The organism is bacterium, assembly GCA_016703265.1.
Taxonomy (GTDB): domain Bacteria; phylum Krumholzibacteriota; class Krumholzibacteriia; order LZORAL124-64-63; family LZORAL124-64-63; genus CAINDZ01.
Map to the genome: position 1 here is coordinate 304,987 of JADJCK010000003.1, position 20,563 is coordinate 325,549.

The following is a 20,563-nucleotide window of genomic DNA, read 5'->3' on the forward strand; positions in this document are numbered from 1 at the left end:
AGGCGCCCGACGGTCCGGCGCCTCCCTTTGCTTCCCGGAACGGCCCCAATCGCCGCCGCCAGGGCCGCAACTCCCGCCGGGCCCGATATTTGCGAAAAATGATCGTTTTTGTGTGATTTTTCGGGCCAGCCCGCCCCATTCCCTGCGTGTCAGACCACCTGCCCATCGTCCTTCGGCCCGTTTCATCCGTCCCGGCGCACCAGGTCCACCGGTGTGCGGCAGCCCCGGGGCCGTAGGGCAACCAAGTCACGCCGCCCCTTTCGGCGGCAGGAGGAACCGCATGCAACGCCACTTTGCACCCGCCCTGCGGCGGATGGCTGTCCTTTCCGCCGGTCTGCTGGCAATCCTGGCCGTCGCCTCCGGGCCGGTCGCGATGGCCGCCCCGGCCGCCGAGTCCCCCGCCGACAAGGCACTGGCCACGGTCCCGGCCTGGGAGTTCGAGAGCAACAACGCCTCGGCCGCCGCCGGCACGGCCGCAGTCACGCTCGGCGACGTCAACGGCGACGGCTTCAGCGACGTCGCGGTCGGCGCCCCCAACTTCGACGGGCCCGGCCAGAACCAGACGAACGGCGGCGCGGTCTTCGTCTTCTTCGGCCGCGCCACCGGCCCGGCCCTCGCCCCGGACCAGAGCTTCTTCTCGGATCGCGGCAGCTTCGGCGAGACCGTGGCGCCGGCGGGCGACGTCAACGGCGACGGCTACCACGACATGCTCGTGGGGGCGCCGCGCTCGGGTGACGGCCGCGCCTACGTCTACCTCGGCTCGGCGGGCGGCCTGCAGGCCAGCCCCGTCTGGCAGTACCTGCACAACGACGGCAATGCGGCCGCTTCCTATTTCGGCAGCAGCCTGGCCACGGCCGGCGACATCAATGCCGACGGCTACGATGACATCATCATCGGCGCCTGGAACAACAACGGCGGCCAGGGCGCCGCCTTCGTCTGGCTGGGCAACTCCGGCGGCGTCAACGCGGGCGCGCAGTGGAGCACCGGCGGCAGCGCGGGTTGGCTGGTCGGTGCCGCGGTTGCCGGCGCCGGCGACGTCAACGGAGACGGCAATGCCGACTTCCTTGTCGGCCGCCCGGGTGCCTCCGGCACCACGCCGCAGGGCGCAGCCTGGTACGGCGACGTCGTCGTCTTCCACGGCACGGCCGCAGGCACCGGCGTCGCGACCACCTACCTGCAGGGCGCGCAGGCCGGCGCCTCGCACGGCGCGGCCACGGCCGGCGTCGGCGACGTCAATGGTGACGGGTTCGCCGATGTCGCGGTCGGTTCACCGGCCTGGGACTGGCCCGGCGCCGTGGATGCGGGCCGCGCCCTTGTCTTCGCTGGCTCGGCCGGCGGCGTGGGCACGACGGCCATCTGGGAGGAATGGGGAATCGCCGCCGGCGCGCGCTTCGGCGCGACGGTGGCACCGGCCGGCGACGTCAACGGCGACGGCCTGGCCGACGCCGCTGCGGGCGCACCGGGCAACGTCACCTCGACTGCCGCAGCCAACCGCTACGCGGTGGTCGTCGAGGGCTCGCGCACGGGCATCGGCGCGATGCTCATCAAGTGGAGCAGCACGCGCAACGATGCGACCGGCTTCGCCTGGGCGGTGGCCACCGCCGGCGACGTCAACGGCGACGGGTTCAGCGACCTGATCGTCGGCTCGCCGGGATTCAGCAACGGCCAGTCGGCCGAAGGCCGCGCCGAGATCTTCCTCGGGCAGGGTGCCGGGCCGTACGCCCTGTACGCCGAGCAGTACACCTATGCCGAGGAGAGCACCTACTTCGGCTGGCAGACCACGACCGTGGGCGACGTCAACGGTGACGGCTACAGTGATGTCGCCGTCAGCGGGCCCGGCATCGACTTCAACACGACCGACGACGGTCTGCTCCAGCTGCGCACCGGCTCGCCCACAGGCCTGCAGCCGGCCGGGCAATGGGCGGGCGAGGAGGCCGGCGGCAGCTTCGGCGGATCCGTCGCCGCAGCCGGTGACGTGAACGGCGACGGCTACGACGACATGATCGTCGGCGCCGTGCTGACCAACGGCTCGGGCCGCGCGTATTGCTGGTACGGCAGTGACTCCGGCCCGTCCTTCGGGGCTGCCGACTGGGCCGTTTCGCAGGGCACGAACGGCGCCTGGTTCGGCGCCAGTGTCGCCGGCGCCGGCGACGTCAACCTCGACGGGTACGCCGATGTGATCGTCGGGGCGCCCTTCGACGAGAACGACCAGGCCAACGAGGGCCGGGCCTACCTGTTCCTCGGCTCGGCGTCGGGGCTGTCGACATCGCCGGCCTGGATCGTCGAAGGCAACCAGGTCGACGCGAACCTCGGCATCTCCGTGGCAGGCGCCGGTGATGTCAATGGTGACCGCTTCAGCGACGTTGTCATCGGCATCGACCACTGGACGGCGAACTTCGGCATCTTCTGGCTGACGAACTGCGGGCGCGTCCAGGTCTTCCATGGCCAGAGACAGGGCGGCCTGGCCGCCGCCGCCGCCACGACCATCGACGGCTCGAACAGCTTCATGCAGTTCGGCTCGATGGTGGCCCCGGCCGGCGACATCGACGGCGACGGCTTCGCCGACGTCATCGTTGCCGCACGCTATGCCGACCTTGGCTACGCCGACGAGGGCCAGGTGGCTGTCTACCGCGGCAGCAACGGCGGACTGCAGACGGCCGTGCACTGGAGCGTGCGGGGCGCCCAGAACTTCGCCAATTTCGGCTCGGCGGTGGCCGGTGCCGGTGACGTCAACGGCGATGGCCTCAGCGACATCATCGTCGGCGCCAATTTCATGGATACGAACAACCTGCAGGACAACGGCGAGGCCCGGGTCTATGCAGGCCCGCTGACAGGCCTGTCCGGCATCCTGCCGCTGTGGTCCTACCGCGGCCAGCAGAGCCTGGAGAACCTCGGCAACTCGGTGGGCTCGGGCGGCGACATCAACGGCGACGGCTTCGCCGATGTGCTGACCGGGTCACCGGGCTGGACCGACTCGTTCTGGGGCCAGGGACGCATGCTCGTGTTCTACGGCAACGACCGCTCCGACCCGGCGAACACGCTTTCCTGGAAGGCGCAGCAGCGCCGCGGCGACGACAGCGCGCCGCTCGGACTGCTGGCCGATGCCGGCCTGCCCCCGACCATGCGCCTGCGGGCCGAGGGCTCGACGGCTTCCGGCGGTGGCGACGTGCGCCTGGAATGGGAACTGAAGCAGCACACCCAGATCCTTGACGGCACGGACCTGGTGCGCGGCGTCTGGAGCAGTCAGACCAAGAACGGGCAGTCCTTCACGCCGTCCGTCGAGTCCGGGCCGATCGCCCTGCCCGCCGGAACGACGATCCACTTGCGCGCGCGCGTCGCCAGCCGCTCCCCGTACATGCCGCACTCGCGCTGGTTCTCGCCGCAGGGCAACGGCGTGAACGAGCCGGACCTGCGCACGCGGAATTCGGCCCTGACGGGCACGGACATCCCGACGCGTGCACCCGGCGGGATGCTGCCGGTGGTGGCGGCGCCCAATCCGTTCAACCCGTCGACGACGCTGCGCTTCGACGTGCCGCGTGCGGGCCACGTCCGCGTCGAGATCTTCGACCTTCGCGGCGCTCTGGTGCGCTCGCTCCTGGACGAACCGCGGCCGGCCGGCCCGGCCGTGCTGGCCTGGGATGGCCTCGACCAGGCGGGGCGCCCGGTCGGTTCCGGTGCCTACCAGGCGCGGGTCACCGCCGGCACGGCGGTCGGCCACGTGCGCGTGATGCTCCTCAAATAGGCGTGCCGCCGTGCTCCACGCGCGCGGCGGCCACCTGAAGCGAGGCCCCGGTACCCTGGAGGTGCCGGGGCCTTTCTGTTGCATCAATCCCTGCTCACGGGACCGGGGCCGGCCGCCGCAGCCGGCCCGAAGAGCAGCCCGGCAAGGCGCTCGGGGTCGTCGACCTCGCGCACCAGGTCCCAGGCCGCGGCCGCGCCGGTGAAGCGGCGCCGCAGCAGGTTGAGCCACTGCTTGAGGCGACCGGCGCGGTGCGGGGGTGCGAAGTCGGCCTCGAGGCCGTCCCAGTACACGCGCACCAGCGGCAGCAGTTCGGCCCAGTCGATACCGCCGCCGCCCCTGCGCAGCGCGAGGGCCAGTCCCGGGTCGGCCACCATGCCGCGACCGAGCATCAGCGCATCACAGCCGCTCTCGGCCAGGCAGCGCCTGGCGTCGTCGACCGTCCACAGTTCACCGTTGGCCACCACCGGCACGGTCACCGCTTCGCGTACCAGGGCGATGCGGTCCCAACGCGCCGGCGGCCGGTAGCCGTCGGCCTGCGTACGGGCGTGCACGACCAGCTCGGCGGCGCCGCCGTCGACGAGGGCCCGCGCGCAATCGAGCAGATGCAGCTCGTCCTTGTAGCCCAGTCGCATCTTCGCCGTGACGGGCAGCGACGCCGGCACCGCGGCGCGCACGGCAGCGGTGATGGTGCGCAGCAGGTCCGGATCGTCGAGCAGCACGGCCCCGCCGCGGTGCCGGTTCACCGTGCGCGCCGGGCAGCCGAAGTTCAGGTCGATGCCTTCGGCGCCGAGCGCGGCCAGCGCTGCGGCGTTGTCGGCCAGGCAGGCGGGGTCCGAGCCCAGCAGCTGCGGCCGCACCGGGGTGCCGGCGCGCGTACGGCTGGCCCGGCCCAGCTCCGGCACCAGGCGCAGGAAGACATGGTCGGGCAGGATCCGGTCCGTGACGCGGATGAACTCCGAGACGCAGCGATCGACGCCCCCCACGCCCGTCAGCACGTCGCGCAGGTGGTGGTCGAGCAGGCCCTCCATGGGGGCCAGCAGCAGCCGGTCGATGCGCAGCGGCCCTGCGTCGGCCGGGAATGCCGCCACATCGCCATGGAACACGTCGCTCACCGCGCCTCGAGCCAGCGCAGCGCCGTCAGCACGTGCGCACGCACACCCACGGGCAACACGGCCTCGTTGACGTCGAACTGCGGCGAGTGGTTGGGCGCCGACGCCTCCGGATCGGTGCCCGCAGCACTGGCGCCCATGTGGTAGAACACGCCCGGGATCCGCTTCTGGTAGGCCGAAAAATCCTCCGAGACCGTGGTCGGGCGCCGGTTCATGTCCACCTTGCCGGCGCCGGCGGCCTCTTCCAGCGCACTGAACACCGAGCGCGACAGCGCCGGGTCGTTCCAGGTCACGGCGCCGCTGGCGACGAATTTCACTTCGGCCCGCGCCCCGTAACTGGCCGCGAGGTTCGTCACGGTCTGCTCGATGCGCTCCTTGATCTGCGTGCGCTGCTCCTTGTCGAACGTGCGCAGGGTGCCGGTCATCACCACTTCTTCGGGGATGATGTTGTAGCGCACGCCGCCGTGGATGGTGGCGATGGTCAGCACCGTCGGCGTCGCCGTGACGTCGACCGTGCGCGCGGCCAGGGTGTTCAGCTCGGAAACGACCGCGCTCGCCAGCGAGATCACGTCGATGCCCTTCCACGGCCAGGCGCCGTGCGTCTGCTTGCCGCGCAGCGTGATATGGACCTGGTCGGCCGCCGCCATGAACCCTTCGGGACGGTAGAAGATGGTCCCCGGCGCGCCCGGCACCACGTGCAGCCCGAAGACGGCCTCGGGCGCCGGATCGGCCAGCGCGCCCTCGTCGATCATCAGCGAGGCGCCGCCGCGCTCCCCGGCCGGCGCGCCCTCCTCGGCCGGCTGGAACAGGAAGACGATCGTACCGTTTAACTCGCTTTTGAGCCCCGACAGTACTTCGGCCGCGCCCATCAGCATCGCCGTGTGGGCATCGTGGCCGCAGGCGTGGGCCACCGGCACTGTAGCCCCGTCGTACGTTGCCGTCGCGGTCGAGGCGAACGGCAGGCCCGTCGCCTCGGCCACGGGCAGCGCGTCCATGTCGGCCCGGAGGGCCACGACGCCGCCGGGATTCGCGCCGCGCAACACGCCGACCACGCCGGTATGAGCGACACCCTCGCGCACCTCCAGGCCCAGCTGCTTCAGGTGCGCCGCCACCAGGGCCCCGGTGCGGCTCTCGCGATTGGCCAGTTCGGGGTGCTGGTGGATGTCACGCCGCCAGGCGACGACCCGTGCGGTCACGGCGTCGACGCGGGCGTTGATCTCGGGCAGGGGCACGGGCGCGGCGGCGCCTGCGCAGGGCAACAGGAGCAGGGCGCAGGCAACGATCGATTTCCTGGTCACGTTGGGATTCTCCGCGACGGGGTGGGATGCCAGATCCGGTGACCGGACAGGATAGCGCCCGGAGCGCCGATTCGCACAGGGATCCCGCCGGCGCGCCCGCTACTCCCCGATGATCTTCACCAGCACCCGCTTGCGCCGCCGCCCGTCGAACTCGCCGTAGAAGATCTGCTCCCAGCGCCCGAAGTCGAGCCTGCCGCCGGTCACGGCCACCACGACCTCGCGGCCCATCACCTGGCGCTTGAGGTGCGCGTCGGCGTTGTCCTCGCCGGTCAGGTTGTGGCGGTAGCGGTCGGTGGGCGCGTGCGGGGCCAGGTGTTCGAGCCACTTCTCGTAGTCGTGGTGCAGGCCCGACTCGTCGTCGTTGATGAAGACCGAGGCGGTGATGTGCATGGCGTTGACCAGGCACAGCCCTTCGCGAATGCCGCTGTGCGCGAGGGCCGCCTCGACCTGCGGGGTGATGTTCACGAACCCGCGCCGCGCCGGCACTTCCAGGGCGATCTCCTCGCGGTGGCTCTTCATGCCTGCTCCTTCAACGCCGGCGTCCCAGCTCGGCGATCTCGCCCACGGCCGCCACCGCCGTCGCCACCTGCTCCGCCGTGTTGAACGGCCCGACGCCGAACCGCACGGATCCATGCATCTTGTCGGTGCCCAGGTGCTCGTGCACCATCGGCGCGCAGTGCAGGCCGGTGCGGCAGGCGATGCCGTGGTCCACGTCGAGCATCGTGCCGACATCGCCGGCCTCGACGCCTGCGACATTGAACGACAGCACACTGATGCGCTCCCGGCCCGGCACCTCGTCCGCACAGTACAGGGTCACGCCCTCGATGGCGCGCAGGCCGTCGCGCAGCTGGCGCCAGAGATCCATCTCGTGCCGGTGGATGGCGGCCACCCCGCGCGCCTGCACCCACTTGACGCCCGCGTTCAGCCCGGCGATGCCCGGCAGGTTCGGCGTCCCGTACTCCATGCGGTAGGGGTACTCCTCGAGATGGTGGCGCTGCGCGCTGCGCACGCCCGTCCCGCCGGCGCGCACCTGGCGCAGCTCCACGTCCGGGTGCACGTACATGCCGCCGATGCCCATCGGCCCCATCAACGACTTGTGCCCGGTGAAGCAGATGACCCCCGCGCCCAGGCTCTCCATGTCCAGCGGCAGCATGCCCGCCGTCTGCGAGACGTCGAGCACCAGCGGGATGCCGCGCTCGCGGCAGGCCTTGCCGATGGCCGCCACCGGCTGCACGGTGCCGATCACGTTCGAGCCGTGGTTGATGACGACGGCCCGCGTGCGCGACTGCAGCTTCGCGATGACCACATCCGGATCGATGTAACCGTTTCCATCGAAGTCGACCCAGTCGACGTCGACGCCCTGCTGCTGCAGCGTCCACAGCGGCCGCAGCGACGAGTTGTGCTCCACATGCGTGGTCACCGCGTGATCTCCCGGCTGCAGCAGCCCGAAGATGGCGAGGTTCAGCGCATCGGTGGCGTTGTACCCGAAGACGAGGCGGTTCGGGTCGGTGCCGCCGAAGAACGCGCACAACAGGCGCCGCGTCGCCTCGACGAGGTCGCCCGATTCGATGCAGAGGTCGTACCCCGACCGCCCGGGATTCACGCCGTAGCGCCGGTAGAAGTCGTCCATGTAGACGTAGACTTCCTCGGGCTTCGGGAACGACGTGGCGCCGTTGTCCAGGTAGATCAGCGGCGACGGGTCTTCAACACGCGACGTCATGGTTCTCCTTGTCGCTCGAAGGGGCCGACGGCAGGATCAGCGCGTCGGCCACGATCTCCGCGACGGTCTTGATGACAACGCCCAGCTTGTACTCCCGATTCAGCTCCATCAACTGGTCAATGCAGTTGTGGCACGGGGCCACGACGATGCGCGCCCCGGTGGCGCGGATCTGCTCCGCCTTCACGCCGCCGGCCTGCAGGCGCTTCTGGCGGTACTCGGCCATGGCCAGCTGCCCGCCGCCGCCGCCGCAACAGAAGTTCTCGGCCCCGTGGGGCGTCATCTCCACGAAATCGCTGACGCAACGCCGGAGTATGGACCGCTGCGGCTCGCTGATGCCGCCCTGCCGCACCGTATTGCAGGGATCGTGCAGCGTCACGCGCTCCTTCAGCCGGGTCGGGTCCACCTTCAGGCGTCCCTGCTGAAAGTACTCCTCCATCAGCTCCAGGAAGCTGATGATGCGGAACGAGGGCCGTCGGCGCAGCCACTCGGCCGATTCCCAGCGCGCCGCAGCGAAGCCGTGGCCGCACTCGCCGATGACGAGCGTCCGGCAGCCGAGCCGCTCCATCGAGTCGAGCAGGTTCACGGCGATGGCGCCGCCCTCGGCGTTGTTGCCGCTGAACAGGCCGTAGTTCGTCAGGTCCCAGCCCTCGCTGGCCACGGTCCAGTCCTCGCCGGCGGCGTGGAAGACCGTCGCGCTGGCCTGCAGGCCCAGCGGGAAGAACTTGGGCTCGCGCGGATTGACGGTGAACAGGATGTTCGCGCCCTGCCTGTCCACGGGGATGCGCGCGGCGGGGTCGTTCACCGCGCCCTGCGTCTCCTCCTCGATCCATTGTACGGTATCCAGCCAGTCCTCGCGCGTGATCCCCATGTTGTTGCCGGTCTCCAGCGCGGTCGTGACCACCTGCTGCAGGTCGGCCGGGATCAGGCCCAACTCCGTCAGCGTGGCGCGCGCCGCGCGGACAACAGCCGCGACATTGACGCCCGTGGTGCAGTTGAGGCTGCAGCGCCCGCAGGTGGAACAGCGCCCGAACGCGGCCTCGATCCAGGTGCGGGCCAGGGCGCGGTCGAACGGGCGCGCACCGACCAGCGCCGGCGCCAGGCGCCCGGCCAGCGTGAAGCGACCGCGAAAACCGGCGGCGATCTGCTCGAGCTTGTGCGCAGGCATCGAGGCCGGCTCATGGTCGGTCAGGTAGTAGTGGCACGAGCCGGCGCAGAGACCGCAGTGCACGCAGGTCTGCAGCGAGGCGGCGCCGGCGGCGCCCAGCTTCGCGCGGAAGATGTCCAGGCCGCGCGCCAGGTCGGCATCGGACAGCGCGGCGAGCCGGGCATCGAGGGTGGTTTCCAGGTCCGCCATGGTGCCCTTGCTCCCGCGTCAGTGGCGCAGCGGGAACGTGCCCCGCCGTCCGTAGTGCCGCCCCAGGTGTCCGCGGGAAATGAAGAAGAACAGGCAGTGTCGGATCTTGCCGAGCGGCGCGTACGCGAGCAGGAGCATGGCGACGACGAGGAACGCGGACTCCAGCCGCGCGACCAGCAGATGCAGCGCGGCCAGCGCGATGAACGCCGTCGTCAGCGCGTTGGCCACATAGTCGTCGGGCACGCTGATCGTACGCAGCAGCGGCGTACGGGCGCGCCTCGCGAGCAAGGCAACGCCGCCCACGGTGCCGGCCGCCGTCAGCATGACGATGATCGCGCGCACCACCGCAACGGGCGCGACGCGAGCCGGCCCGGCGATCACGACCCACAGCAGCGTGGCCAGCGCGGTGAAGATGCCGAGATGGTAGGAAACGCCGAGCGCATAGACGAACGGATGCGAGCGCGTGCTCTCCTTCGCCGTGGGCGACATGCCGGCGCCGAAGGCATAGGCCAGGCCGCGCCAGGCGCTGGCCGAGGGCGCCGCCTGTGGCGGGCGCAGTCCGAACGAGCGGGTGCCGTACGCCTGCACGACGAGCGCCGTCGCAGCGCCGAGGGCGCAGGCCGCCACGCCCCACCGCAGGACGTCGGGCGCGCTCACACGCAACCGTCCGGCTTGGGCAGGCCCGCCAGCTTGCAGGCGCCACGCGCGGGACCCGACGGGAACAGTTCATAGACGCGCTTGAGGGGCAGCCCGGTGGCCTTGCAGACCGCGCGCACCATCGGTGCGCCGTGGGTCTCCTCGAAGTGGCCGCGGATGAAACGGATGACCGCCCAATGTTCGTCGGTCAGCGTCTCGAGGCCCTCCTCGGCGCGCGCAAGGTGCACGGCCAGGTCCTCGTCCCATTGTTCAGGCTGGAGCAGGAAGCCCTCTTCGTTGACTTCCAGCGAGCGCCCGCCGCACTCGATCTTCGGCATTGCCGCCTCCCGTGACCACGGTTGCTGGCCTGGGCCGGCGCGGGCGCCGGCCTCGCTGCGCCCCAAAGATAGGACACGGCTGCGGGATTTCGAAACCCCGAGATAGTCGGCATGCGGACTCTAGGAGTCGATGAGTCCTCTTTGTGGAGACGTTTCTCGATGGCGACGTGCGCCTGACCCGTGTTGCCCGGACGTCCGGGTCAGGCGCGCACACGTGCGGTCATGGCCAGGTCGCCATTCACGCCAGGTCTATTCAAGGACAGGCTGATCGGGGGCATGCCGGCGGGGTCGCGCCGTTGATGACGATCCCGCATGGTGCCCGGCTGATTCCGCCGGCCCGCTGGGGCAGCGTCCAGCGCGTGCGGCATTCGGCGTCGGTATCGGTGTCGGCAATGGTGCCGTCGGCGCGACGCGCCTGCGTGAGCGGCGCCCCCGAACCGTCTGGCACGACGAGCAGATTGGCGGTTCCGTTGCCGGCAGCATTCCGGACATAGTAGCTGAAGTGGAAGTCGGGCAGGCCCGTCACCGGGTCGTTGGGATCACACTGCGCGGCGGCTGCGCCAGCGCAAGTCCCACACGCTGCCCTGACCCGCAACCAAATGCCGCATTACCCGTACCCCTGATCGCGCGGCAGCCACCAGACGCCAGCCATTTCACGCCGTCGCTTGCCGGCGGCGGCGGACCACTCCCATGAAGCCACTTCCGGCCCCGAACGAGGAGTTCCCGAAATGATGCGCCCAACCTTCCTGCTATTGGCGCTTCTCGCCGCATTGCCCGCCGCCGCCCAGCCAGCCGCCACGCCGCTGCCGGCGCTCGACGCAGCGCGCCGGGCCGCCATTGTCGATTCGGTGACGGCCGCCATCGACACGGTGTATGTCTTTCCTGACGTCGCCCGGGCCATGGTGACCGACGTGCGGACCCGGCTCGCCGAAGGCAGGTATGACGCGATCGAGCGTCCCGAGGAGTTCGCGCAGCGATTGACGACGGACCTGCGCACGATCAGTCACGACCTGCATCTGGGCGTGCGGACAGAATTGCCGCCGCCACCCGCCGCGCGGGAAGACCCGGCCGTGGCCCGCAGACTCGAGCGGGAGTGGGAACAGCGCTCCAACTACGGCTTCGCGAAGCTGGAGATCCTCGACGGCAACGTCGGCTATCTCAAGCTGGACGGCTTCAGCGGCGACCCCGAGGCCGGTCCCACCGCCGTGGCGGCGATGAATTTCCTGGCCTACAGCGATGCGATCATCATCGACCTGACAGAGAACGGCGGCGGCTCGCCGGCCATGATCCAACTCCTGACGACCTACCTGCTCGGCGAACCGACGCACCTGAACAGTTTCCAGGTCCGCGCCACCGGAGAAACACGACAGTTCTGGACACTGCCCTGGGTGCCGGGCCCGAGCCTGGCCGCCACGCCGGTCTACGTGCTCACCAGTCGCCGCACGTTCTCTGCGGCCGAGGAGTTCACCTACAATCTCAACAACCTCGAACGCGCCACCATCGTCGGCGAGACGACCGGCGGCGGCGCTCATCCCGTCGAAACGCACCAGTTCGATTTCGGCGCCTACCAGGTGACGATGTCGCTGCCCTTCGGTCGCGCCGTCAATCCCATCACCGGCACCAACTGGGAAGGCACCGGCATCGAACCGCACCTCGCCTGTCCGGCCGACCAGGCCCTGGACACTGCCTACCTCCAGGCACTGACCGCCCTCGCGGAATCCAACGAGGATCCGGAACGGCGCTTCGCCCTGGCCTGGGCCCGCGATGGTCTCGCCTCGCGCCGTAATCCCCTGAGCCTGGCGGCGGATGCGCTGGATGCCTTCGTCGGCCGCTACGATGTGCGCCAGGTGCGTCGCGACGGCGACCACCTGGTCTACCAGCGCGCCGACGGCCAGCCCATGACCATGATTCCCGTGGCGGAGGGTACTTTCCGGCTTGCCGAGATCGACTACTTCCGGATCCGCTTCGAGCGCGACGATCGCGGGCGTGTGATACGCCTCGTGGGGATGTACTCCGATGGCCGCACGGACACCAGCGAGCGGGAGCGGTGACCTGAGGCCGGGCGCGAACGCGCGAAGGTGATGCCGGCAAACCGTTGCGCCGGCGCAAGTATCGCGCGCGTGAGACTTGCGCCGGCGCAAGTATCGCGCGCGCGTGAGACTTGCGCCGGCGCAAGCGACACCTGGCACCAGTGATGAGTTGCTTCAGGATTCTCCCGACGCCAGGATCCTGGGCGGAACGAGCCACAGCAGCTCGCCCTTGTGCGAGTGTGCGTCCGGCAACTCCACCAGCGCCAGGCCGCCCTTCCTGCAGATGATCGACCCGCCGCCGACCAGCGCGCCGATCGTGGCGCTGAAATCGGGTTCATGCCCCACGACCATGATGGACTTCGCGCCGGGGTGGTCGAGCAGCACGCCACGCAGCAGTTCGGCGTTGAACCCGGGGGCGAGTCTTGCATCCTCCTTCAATGGCATCTCGAGCTCTTGCGCGACGATCTCCGCTGTCTGCTTCGCGCGGACGAGCGGGCTGGTCACGATCGCGTCCAGGCCCAGGTCGAGCGCGGCGAGGGTGGCCGCGATGCGGTGCATCCTTTCGATGCCTTCGACCGTGAGCGGGCGCTCGGCGTCGTCCCGCTTCCATTCGCTGCGTTTGCCGGCCAGGCCGTGGCGGAGGAAATAGACCTTCATTGGCTCTGCTCCCGGTCTGGAATTCGGCCCACCTGTACCCGACTCCGGCAACCGCCGACAGCGGAATGGCGAGTTGCGCCGGCGCAAGTCGGCTCATCGTGCAGACGCCGCTGTACCGAAGCGCTCAGTAACTGTCCATCAATGAACGAGTGCCAGCCTCGCTGACGACGTCGTGCCTCCCGCCCGCACCGTCACCAGGTAGACGCCAGCCGGCATGGCCCTTCCGGCATCATTGCGCCCGTCCCACCACAGTTGCTGTGGGCCAGCGGCCGCGGACCTCTGGGCCAGATGTCGTACGAGGCGCCCCGCGAGATCGTAAACAGCGGCCTCGACGGTACCGGGTCGCTCAAGATCGAACGCGATTGTTGCCTGCGCCGACAACGGATTCGGAGCAATGCGCAGTGGGCGGGTTGTCGGCAGCCCCACAGGCGCGTCGACTGCTGACGCCGCACCGCATTGGACCGGAGCCATCACCAGGCCCGTATCCCAATCACCGAAGAGTACCCCGCCGGCGCACGCTGCCATTCCGGCGACCTCACCGTTCCTGAACATCTCACCGATCAGTTGCGGCTGCGCGGCGTCGCGGATGTCCACGACCTTGAAGCCGTGCCTGTGCATGACGTAGGCGTAGGGCAACGCGGGATCCAGCGCCAGGCGGCCGAGCACCGATTGACACTGCCCCATGGCTCGCGGTTCGGACGGATCGGAGACATCCACGATCTGCAAACCAGGCCCCGTACCGACAACATACGCAAGATCCCCCCTGACTTCGACCTGGTATGTTTCACCGGTCATGGCCAGGGAGCCGACGACGATGGGTCGCGTCACGTCGCTGAAATCAACCACCTGCAGACCCGCGGCATAAGCCGCCACAAACGCCAGGTTGCCGCGAACCGAGACACCCATGGACAAGTCCGGCATCGCCAGGGAACTCACCGCGACTGGTTGCCGGGGGTCGCTGATGTTGACAAGATGCAGGCCGGTGTAGGTGTCGGTGACGAGGGCCAGATTGCCGGCAAGGGCGATGGCCGAGGCCATGTCTCCCGGCAGATCCAGGGCACCCACGGTCTCTGGCCCTGCTGCGTTGCCGATGTCGATGACACGCAGACCCGCACTCCCTTGGGTGACGAAGGCATGGCTCTCCGTCGCGGCCACACTCCAGAAGGGCTGATTGTCGCCGGCCAGAACCCCGACTACACCCATTGCCGCGGGGTCCCCGATGTCAACCACGTGCAATCCTGAACGGCTGGCCGGGTACGCAAAATCACCCTGAACGCAGATGTCGTACGGCATGGCGCCCACCAAAGCTTCGCCGAGCGCGACGGGCGTCCGTGCAGTCGAGACATCGATCACATGCAACCCGCGGTCGAAGTCAGCCACGACGGCGATTCCACCGGCCACCGCGGTACCGTATGCGTAGCCGGGCGTGTCCACGCCGCCGACAAGTTGGATCGCGTCGAGTTCGGAAACGTCATAGACCAGCAGGCCCGCCTCGAAGCTGGCAACGTACAGCCGGGAATCGACTGTAGTCACGTCGACGCAGTCATCGGGCAAGTACATGGTCTGTACCAGACGCGGACTCGACAAAGCGCCGATCTCGACGATATCGATGTCGGCCGAAAAGCCAGACACTGCATAGACATAGTTGCCACCTGTGGCGACAGTCTGAACGTGCCAGATTCCATCCACCGCGCCCTCGAATTGCGCGTGCAACGGATCGCGGACATCGACAACCAGCAGACCATCGGAATTGGCGGCGATGTAGGCCTTGTGCCCGCCAACCGCGATATCGAGAACGTAGGAACCAGGGCAAAAGCTCGCCGCCAGGCTCGCCAGGTGCGGATCGCTGATATCGACAACCTGCACCCCGGCTTCCATGTCCGCCACGTAAGCCCAGTCCCCTTCCAGACACACCGCGCGGGCCACGCCCGGCGTGTCGACCGTTGCCACGACCACAGGTGCGTACGGATCCGTCAAGTCGACGATGAGCAGTCCGGTCTGCCCGTCCGCGACGAATCCGAACTCGCCGCGAATGGCGACGTCCACGGCTTCACCAGGTGTGTCCAGGGTCGCGGCCAGGATGGGGTGGGATGGATCGGTGACGTCCACGACCTGCAACCCGCTGAACGAATTGGCCACCAGCGCCACGGAGCCGTCGGTCGCGGCGGCGTACGCGAGAGCGGGAAGCGCCAGGCTGCCGCTCTGGTGCATGAAATCTCCGTACTCGATACACTGAGCAGCCGCTTCCGAGCTGCAGAAACTCAGGATCGACAAGCCGAGAATTGCCGGCAGGCCGAGTCTATATCGGAATAGTTCACTCCCGCTGGGCAACTTGTTCAGGTGCCGTTTGGACTGCGTACAGCGGATGTTTGCGTCAAATGCCGGGAGATGTTCCGCGGAATACATGACTTTGCCCTCCGGATGTCGCCATCAAAGCGCCGGCTACCGGGGGGGCCCGGCGCTCGCTGGTCGGGGTCGATTTCGCTTATTCAGTGGAAGAATCATGCCGCATGGCCGCGATGCCCTCATGAAGCGCACGTGCAGTTAGTTCAAAATTTGAATAGTTGTTATGTTGTCCGTCGACTTGCGCCGGCGCAAGCTCCGCTCATGGTGCGCCCGCTTACCCAACCCGCCCCCTCACCCATGCCGCTCCCGCAACTCCCGCGCCGCCGCCACCATCGCCCCCAGCTTGCCCGCCGCCGTCTCGTGGTCGTTCACGCAGCGATTCGCGAAGCAGCCGAAACCGCAGTCCGGGTTCAGCGCCACCTGCCCCGGGCGATACCAGCGCAGGGCGGTCTCGACCCGGGCGATGATCTCCGCGGCCGACTCCACCTCCGCTGTGCGCGGGTTGACCACGCCCAGCCCGATCTCGCGGTCGGCCAGGGCCTCGCCCACCACGGAGATGTCGCCGGCGCGCGGCGTGGCGTACTCCAGCACGAACTGGTGCACGCGCATGTCGCGGAAGGCCGGCAGCAGTCGGGCGTAATCGCCGGTCAACAGCACGTCTTCGCGGCGGCTCCAGTTGCCGCGGCAGACGTGCAGTCCGGTGCGGACACCGGTGACCCCGTCCACGACGCGGTTCAGCAGCTCGGCGGCGTATTCGAGCTCGGCACCCGCGTCACGGCGGGTGGCAAGCGTGGCTCACATGAAGGTGCGGCGATCACACTCCTCGCTCATCACGATCTCGGTCAGCACGGGCTCGTCGAACTGCACGAAGGCGGCGCCGGCGGCAGCCAGGTCGAGCAGTTCGTCGCGCAGGATGCGCACGACGTCGTTGCCCATCTCCGTCTTGTCGGCGTACGCCCCCTTGGTGAAGGCGCCCACCCACATCGAGCGGGTCAGCAGGTACGGCCCCGGCAAGGTGATCTTCACCGGCTTGTCGGTCAGCTGCTGCACAAACCGAAGCTCGTCGAGGGCCAGCGGCTCGCGCCGGGACAGCCGGCCGGTGCAGGTGGGATTGCGGATGGCCGAGGCGGGCACATCCAGCGTGTCGAGCATCTCCTCGAAGCCGGACTTGTCCTCGACGGTGTCGAGCATCTCGGCCAGCGACATCAGCTTCGTGCCGTCCAGCTTGTCGCTGACGAACGAATAGAAGTTGTCGCGGCGCTGCTCGCCGTCCACCACTACGTCGACGCCGGCTTCGAGCTGCGCGGCCACGCAGCGCCGAACCTCGTCGTCGGCCACGCGGTCGAAGCCGGCACGGTCGAGCCGCCCCTGCTGGCGGTCGCGCAGCGCGCGCAGCAGTTCGCGCGAGCGCGGCCAGCTGCCCACCTGGGTCACGGAAAACGGTTTCACGCCCTGCTCCTGTTCAGACAATGGTCAGTTGCGTATCCAGCCGCGCCGCCTTGGCCAGGGTCATGGCCACCGGCGAGCGACGCCACACCTCGTCCCATATCGCGCGCACCTTCGCCTCATCGTCCATGGTCGAGGCGAAGACCTTGATCACGATCGCCTCGAACGACGGGTCGCCCTCCTCGAGGCCGAGGTGGGCCAGCACGTTGTGCAACCGGGCGCGCGCCGTGATCTCCACGTCGTCCACCTGCAGGCCGGCCCGCGCGCAGGCCGTGAAGAAGCCGGTCGCCAGGTCGCCGGCCAGCGCGCCCAGCAGCATCTCGACGGCCGACGGATGCTCGTCCTTCTCCTCGAAACTGGCCGGCTGCCCGATCGTGAACGCGAAATTGCGGCAGTACGCGGTCGAACGCATGCCGCCGGTGGAACGCGCGCGCAGCCGCCACTCGTAGTCGCGGGCCCGGGCCTTGTCGTCGGCAAGGGCAGCCGCCTCGGCCTGCGCGACGGCCGCCGCACCGCGCCGCACGAAGAACCGCTTCTCGTCGGACGTCGCGCCCGGCAGCTGGCCCAGGTACTCGTGCCCGACCATGCGGCACCACGGCGGCAGGTCGTCGCAGACCGTCCGCTCGCGGCTGCGCAACTCCAGCACGCCGCCTTCCGGCACCTGCTGCATGTGCTCGCGGATCAGCAGCACCAGCCCGGAACCGCAGTCCAGGTCGCCCCCGTCCAACCGGTGGTCGGGGGCCAGGCCTTCCAGGTCCACCGCTAGTACCCCACGCAGGGCGAGCCCTGCGACAGCCATTCCACGAGCGCCGCGCCGCCGGCCGCGACCGCGCCGTCGACGAGCATGTCCTCGGTGATGCCGCGCTTCTTGATGCACGGCGAGCAGACGAGGATCTTGCCGCCGTTGGCGGTGAACTTCCCGACCAGTTCGCTGAGCGGCGCGAACGGCGCCCCCACCGACACCTTCTCCATCTCGCCCTTGACCGCCGCCCAGACGCCATCGGCGCTCAGGAAGACCATCGTCTCCTTGTCGCTGCCGACCGCGGCATTGGCCACGACGAAGCCCAGGGTCGCCTTGTCCTCGTCCGACTTGCACTGGGTGATGGTCACGCAGAATTTCCCGGCCATGGTGGTCAGTCCCTTCGTTTCTGGATGAGGTAGAACGGAGGCTGGGCCTCCAGGAGATGGTGCCCGGTCAGGCGGCACCAGGCCGGCACCTCGATGGGCGCGCCGGCGTCACGACTGGCGACCATGAGCACCGCGCCCGCAGGCAGCGCGGCGATCTGACCCCGCAGGTCGAGAATGAAGTCGCCGCAGCCGTTGTCGACGCTGTCGAAGACGTCGTCGAACTGCCAATGACGGGGAAAACCGCTCATGGGCGGCCCCGGCCGAAGATGACGGTAAACGGGAGTGGCCGGCGCGCTAGGCCGCCGGCGGCTGGAGCTGGCAGGGTGCGGAAGCCCGACGGACCGCCGGGACGGGGCGCGCGCCTCACAGGCGGCGCCGGGAACGGAGCTTCATCCGGTTCCTTTCGACGCGCTGAATCTAGCACGCCGCCGGGCGGCGCACAACCTGCGGTGCAGCCGCCCGGGAAACCGGATTCCGGACTACGCGCGCGCTACGGGCGCGGCTTGTCCCCGGGTGCCTGGTCCTTGCGGATCTCCTCGTCGACGGGCTCGCCGCCGTCGGTCATCGTCGCACCCAGCATCGGGTCGGACATGAACGTGGCCAGGGAGTGCCGGTGCGCAACGCGGCGACGCGCACTCACCGCGGCCGTCAGCTCGCTGACGATCTCGCGCATGAAGGCCGCCATGAAGACCAGGAACATCACGCCGCCGATGATGTGGTACCGGCCGTTGAAGAGGATCTCCTCGAAAGTCATGTTGCCTGTGTCCATGTCCGCTCCTGACGTGCGCGGTCCGGGCCGCCGTGATGGGGATGTTCCATGCCTCCTATTGCATAGGGCTTGCCACTGTCGGCACTGAAGTGCGAAGGCGCCTGCGCGCAAGCACTTGCCGCGTTCGAGGAACCCCCTGACCGCTGCTGCACGTTGTCCCGCCGATGAAGTCATGTGGTGATTCCCTACGCTCGTTCGCGTTTTCCTACACTTCACGACATGCGCCCCGGCGCCTGCACGGCGCCCGCCACCGCCCAATCGCCGAATCGCGCGCGAATGCGGCGATTGCGCGCCGCCCGCGGCGACTGGTCCCGCGCTTGCAGTAACAGCCCGGAACCGACGCCGGCAAGGGAGGCGAACGCATGCACTGCCCATTCCTCCGCAAGTTGAACGTGAAGTACTGCGGTCTGTACGGCATGAAGCTGATCCCGCTCAGCGCGGACAACGACACCGCCGAGCGCTGCCTGAGCCGCGCCTGGCTCGAGTGCAGCCTGGTGCGCGACAGCGTGGAGCCCGGCGCCCAGCAGGACCACTGTCCCAACCTCTGCGTGGAGGACGTCCACTACTGCGATCTGGCGCCCGTGCGGAAGCTGGTTCCCTGCAACAAGGCAGCTGCCTCGCGCTGCGGCGGCGACGGTCACCGCTACTGCGACCTCTACCTGGCGATGGCCGAGCCGCGTTCACGCACCACGGCCCCCGACCCTGGCGCCGACCCGACCGACATTGCCATCGAGCAGCCCGACGACCTGGCCTACGCCCGCAACCACCTGTGGCTGGACGAAGGCGATGGCCGTCGCGTCCACATCGGCGTGGACGCCTTCTTCACCGGTACGCTCGGCAAGGTCGAGGCCGTGACCTTCCCGGCCCGCCGCGCCGCTGCCCGCCCCTCGGTGCTGATCCGCGTCGGCGGCATGGACCTGGAGATGGTGCTCCCGCTGGCCCTCCGCGAGATCGAACCCAATGCGCATCTGGCCGTCGCGCCGTCGATCGTGTCCGACGATCCCTACGGCCGCGGCTGGCTGATCGCCGGCGTCCCTGTCGCCGAGCCGGGCGCCGACGCCGGACCGACCGAGACGTCCCACTTCCTGCGCGGAACGGCGGCCCGCCGCTGGATGCGCCGCGAACGCGATCGGCTGACCGGCTTCGTGCACGCCTGCCTGGACGAACGGCGGGGCAGCGAGGCCGGCCTGTCCACCGACGGCGGCCACGCCGACGGCGACCTTTCCGCACTGCTCGACCGCCGCACGCTCGTGCGGTTGCACCACGAGTTCTTCGCGCTGCGAGACGGAGGCATCCCGGAGTGACACACAGCGAAAGTGACCGTCGGCCGCAGATCGAGATCATCGCCGAAGAAACCCCGCAGGCAGCCCGCGCCGCACGCCGCCGCAGCGCTTTCAGCGGCGTATTCGGCATCCTGGGACTGGCCGCCGGCCTCGTGGCCGGCTGGGTGGCGTTGCCGGCGTTCCTCTACGGGCGCCAGGAGCAGCCGCTCTCCTTCAACCACCAGGTACATGCCGAGAGCGCAGGGATGAGCTGCGAGGATTGCCACAGCTTCGCCGAAGACGGCAGCTTCACCGGCATCCCCTCCCTCAGCAACTGCATCGAATGCCACAGCGAGGCGCAGGGAAGCACGGAAGCCGAGCGCGTCCTGGTCGACGACTACGTGGCTGCGGAGCGCGAGATTCCCTGGCTGGTCTACGCGCGCCAGCCCGACAACGTCTATTTCTCCCACGCCCCCCACGTGAAACGGGCCGGCCTCGAGTGCCGACGCTGCCACGGCGATCACGGGCTTTCGGCCGCGACGCCCGTCTACCAGTTCAACCGGATCAGCACGTACAGCCGCAACATCTGGGGCCCGCGCATCGCCGGGGGCGGCCCCAACGAGTGGGACTCGATGAAGATGAGCGACTGCGTCAAGTGCCACGCCGAGCGCGGCGTCCGGGACCATTGCCTGATGTGCCACAAATAGGGACGCAACTTTGGAGGCCGG

Annotated in this window: 18 protein-coding genes and 1 pseudogene; 4 read left to right on the forward strand and 15 right to left on the reverse strand. The window is 69.2% G+C overall.

The window, feature by feature from the left end; all coding sequences use genetic code 11:
- Positions 1 to 280: 280 nt before the first annotated feature.
- A complete protein-coding gene (locus IPG61_05525; GenBank protein MBK6733537.1) occupies positions 281 to 3,742 on the forward strand; it encodes an FG-GAP repeat protein in 3,462 nt (1,153 codons plus the stop codon).
- Between the two features lie 83 nt (positions 3,743 to 3,825).
- Here IPG61_05525 and IPG61_05530 read toward each other — a convergent pair whose 3' ends face one another.
- From IPG61_05530 to IPG61_05565, 8 genes are all read right to left on the reverse strand, one after another.
- Positions 3,826 to 4,770 carry a tRNA-dihydrouridine synthase gene (locus tag IPG61_05530; protein MBK6733538.1) on the reverse strand — a complete coding sequence of 315 codons (945 nt, stop codon included), beginning with the start codon at positions 4,768 to 4,770 and terminating at the stop codon, positions 3,826 to 3,828.
- Between the two features lie 80 nt (positions 4,771 to 4,850).
- Positions 4,851 to 6,119: an amidohydrolase gene (locus IPG61_05535; protein MBK6733539.1), complete on the reverse strand. Its 1,269-nt coding sequence runs from the start codon at positions 6,117 to 6,119 to the stop codon at positions 4,851 to 4,853.
- A 129-nt stretch (positions 6,120 to 6,248) separates the two neighbouring features.
- On the reverse strand, positions 6,249 to 6,668 hold the full coding sequence (locus tag IPG61_05540; protein ID MBK6733540.1) for a YjbQ family protein: 420 nt from the start codon (positions 6,666 to 6,668) through the stop codon (positions 6,249 to 6,251).
- A 10-nt stretch (positions 6,669 to 6,678) separates the two neighbouring features.
- Entirely contained in the window at positions 6,679 to 7,869 is a 1,191-nt protein-coding gene (locus tag IPG61_05545) for an aminotransferase class V-fold PLP-dependent enzyme (protein MBK6733541.1), read from the reverse strand.
- Positions 7,853 to 9,223 carry a (Fe-S)-binding protein gene (locus IPG61_05550; GenBank protein ID MBK6733542.1) on the reverse strand — a complete coding sequence of 457 codons (1,371 nt, stop codon included), beginning with the start codon at positions 9,221 to 9,223 and terminating at the stop codon, positions 7,853 to 7,855. Before IPG61_05550 ends, IPG61_05545 begins: the two co-directional genes overlap by 17 nt.
- Positions 9,224 to 9,241: 18 nt before the next feature.
- On the reverse strand, positions 9,242 to 9,880 hold the full coding sequence (locus IPG61_05555) for a hypothetical protein (GenBank protein ID MBK6733543.1): 639 nt from the start codon (positions 9,878 to 9,880) through the stop codon (positions 9,242 to 9,244).
- On the reverse strand, positions 9,877 to 10,197 hold the full coding sequence (locus IPG61_05560; protein MBK6733544.1) for a TusE/DsrC/DsvC family sulfur relay protein: 321 nt from the start codon (positions 10,195 to 10,197) through the stop codon (positions 9,877 to 9,879). Before IPG61_05560 ends, IPG61_05555 begins: the two co-directional genes overlap by 4 nt.
- A gap of 253 nt (positions 10,198 to 10,450) precedes the next feature.
- On the reverse strand, positions 10,451 to 10,723 hold the full coding sequence (locus IPG61_05565; GenBank protein MBK6733545.1) for a hypothetical protein: 273 nt from the start codon (positions 10,721 to 10,723) through the stop codon (positions 10,451 to 10,453).
- 202 nt (positions 10,724 to 10,925) lie between these two features.
- Between IPG61_05565 and IPG61_05570 the strand changes: the two genes are divergently transcribed.
- Complete coding sequence (locus IPG61_05570) at positions 10,926 to 12,248, forward strand: S41 family peptidase (GenBank protein ID MBK6733546.1); 1,323 nt, start codon at positions 10,926 to 10,928, stop codon at positions 12,246 to 12,248.
- 153 nt (positions 12,249 to 12,401) lie between these two features.
- On the opposite strand, the gene sixA is transcribed toward IPG61_05570, so the two are convergent.
- The 7 genes and pseudogenes from sixA to IPG61_05605 all read right to left on the reverse strand — a co-directional run bounded on the left by sixA (position 12,402) and on the right by IPG61_05605 (position 18,573).
- On the reverse strand, positions 12,402 to 12,884 hold the full coding sequence (gene sixA / locus IPG61_05575; GenBank protein ID MBK6733547.1) for a phosphohistidine phosphatase SixA: 483 nt from the start codon (positions 12,882 to 12,884) through the stop codon (positions 12,402 to 12,404).
- 138 nt (positions 12,885 to 13,022) lie between these two features.
- Positions 13,023 to 15,158 carry a T9SS type A sorting domain-containing protein gene (locus IPG61_05580; protein MBK6733548.1) on the reverse strand — a complete coding sequence of 712 codons (2,136 nt, stop codon included), beginning with the start codon at positions 15,156 to 15,158 and terminating at the stop codon, positions 13,023 to 13,025.
- A gap of 363 nt (positions 15,159 to 15,521) precedes the next feature.
- Positions 15,522 to 16,679, reverse strand: a pseudogene (locus IPG61_05585) (cobalamin-independent methionine synthase II family protein).
- Between the two features lie 13 nt (positions 16,680 to 16,692).
- Positions 16,693 to 17,475, reverse strand: coding sequence for an OsmC family protein (locus IPG61_05590; protein MBK6733549.1), 783 nt, complete (start codon positions 17,473 to 17,475; stop codon positions 16,693 to 16,695).
- Positions 17,439 to 17,804, reverse strand: coding sequence for a DsrE family protein (locus tag IPG61_05595; GenBank protein MBK6733550.1), 366 nt, complete (start codon positions 17,802 to 17,804; stop codon positions 17,439 to 17,441). The genes IPG61_05590 and IPG61_05595 overlap by 37 nt, the downstream gene beginning before the upstream one ends.
- A gap of 5 nt (positions 17,805 to 17,809) precedes the next feature.
- Positions 17,810 to 18,052: a sulfurtransferase TusA family protein gene (locus tag IPG61_05600; GenBank protein MBK6733551.1), complete on the reverse strand. Its 243-nt coding sequence runs from the start codon at positions 18,050 to 18,052 to the stop codon at positions 17,810 to 17,812.
- Between the two features lie 242 nt (positions 18,053 to 18,294).
- Positions 18,295 to 18,573, reverse strand: coding sequence for a hypothetical protein (locus IPG61_05605; protein MBK6733552.1), 279 nt, complete (start codon positions 18,571 to 18,573; stop codon positions 18,295 to 18,297).
- Positions 18,574 to 18,935: 362 nt separating this feature from the next.
- On the opposite strand from IPG61_05605, the gene IPG61_05610 reads away from it, so the two are divergent.
- Both IPG61_05610 and IPG61_05615 read left to right on the forward strand, forming a co-directional pair.
- Positions 18,936 to 19,877, forward strand: a complete 942-nt coding sequence (locus IPG61_05610; GenBank protein MBK6733553.1) for a hypothetical protein — start codon at positions 18,936 to 18,938, stop codon at positions 19,875 to 19,877.
- A gap of 38 nt (positions 19,878 to 19,915) precedes the next feature.
- Entirely contained in the window at positions 19,916 to 20,542 is a 627-nt protein-coding gene (locus IPG61_05615) for a cytochrome c3 family protein (GenBank protein MBK6733554.1), read from the forward strand.
- Positions 20,543 to 20,563: the final 21 nt, after the last annotated feature.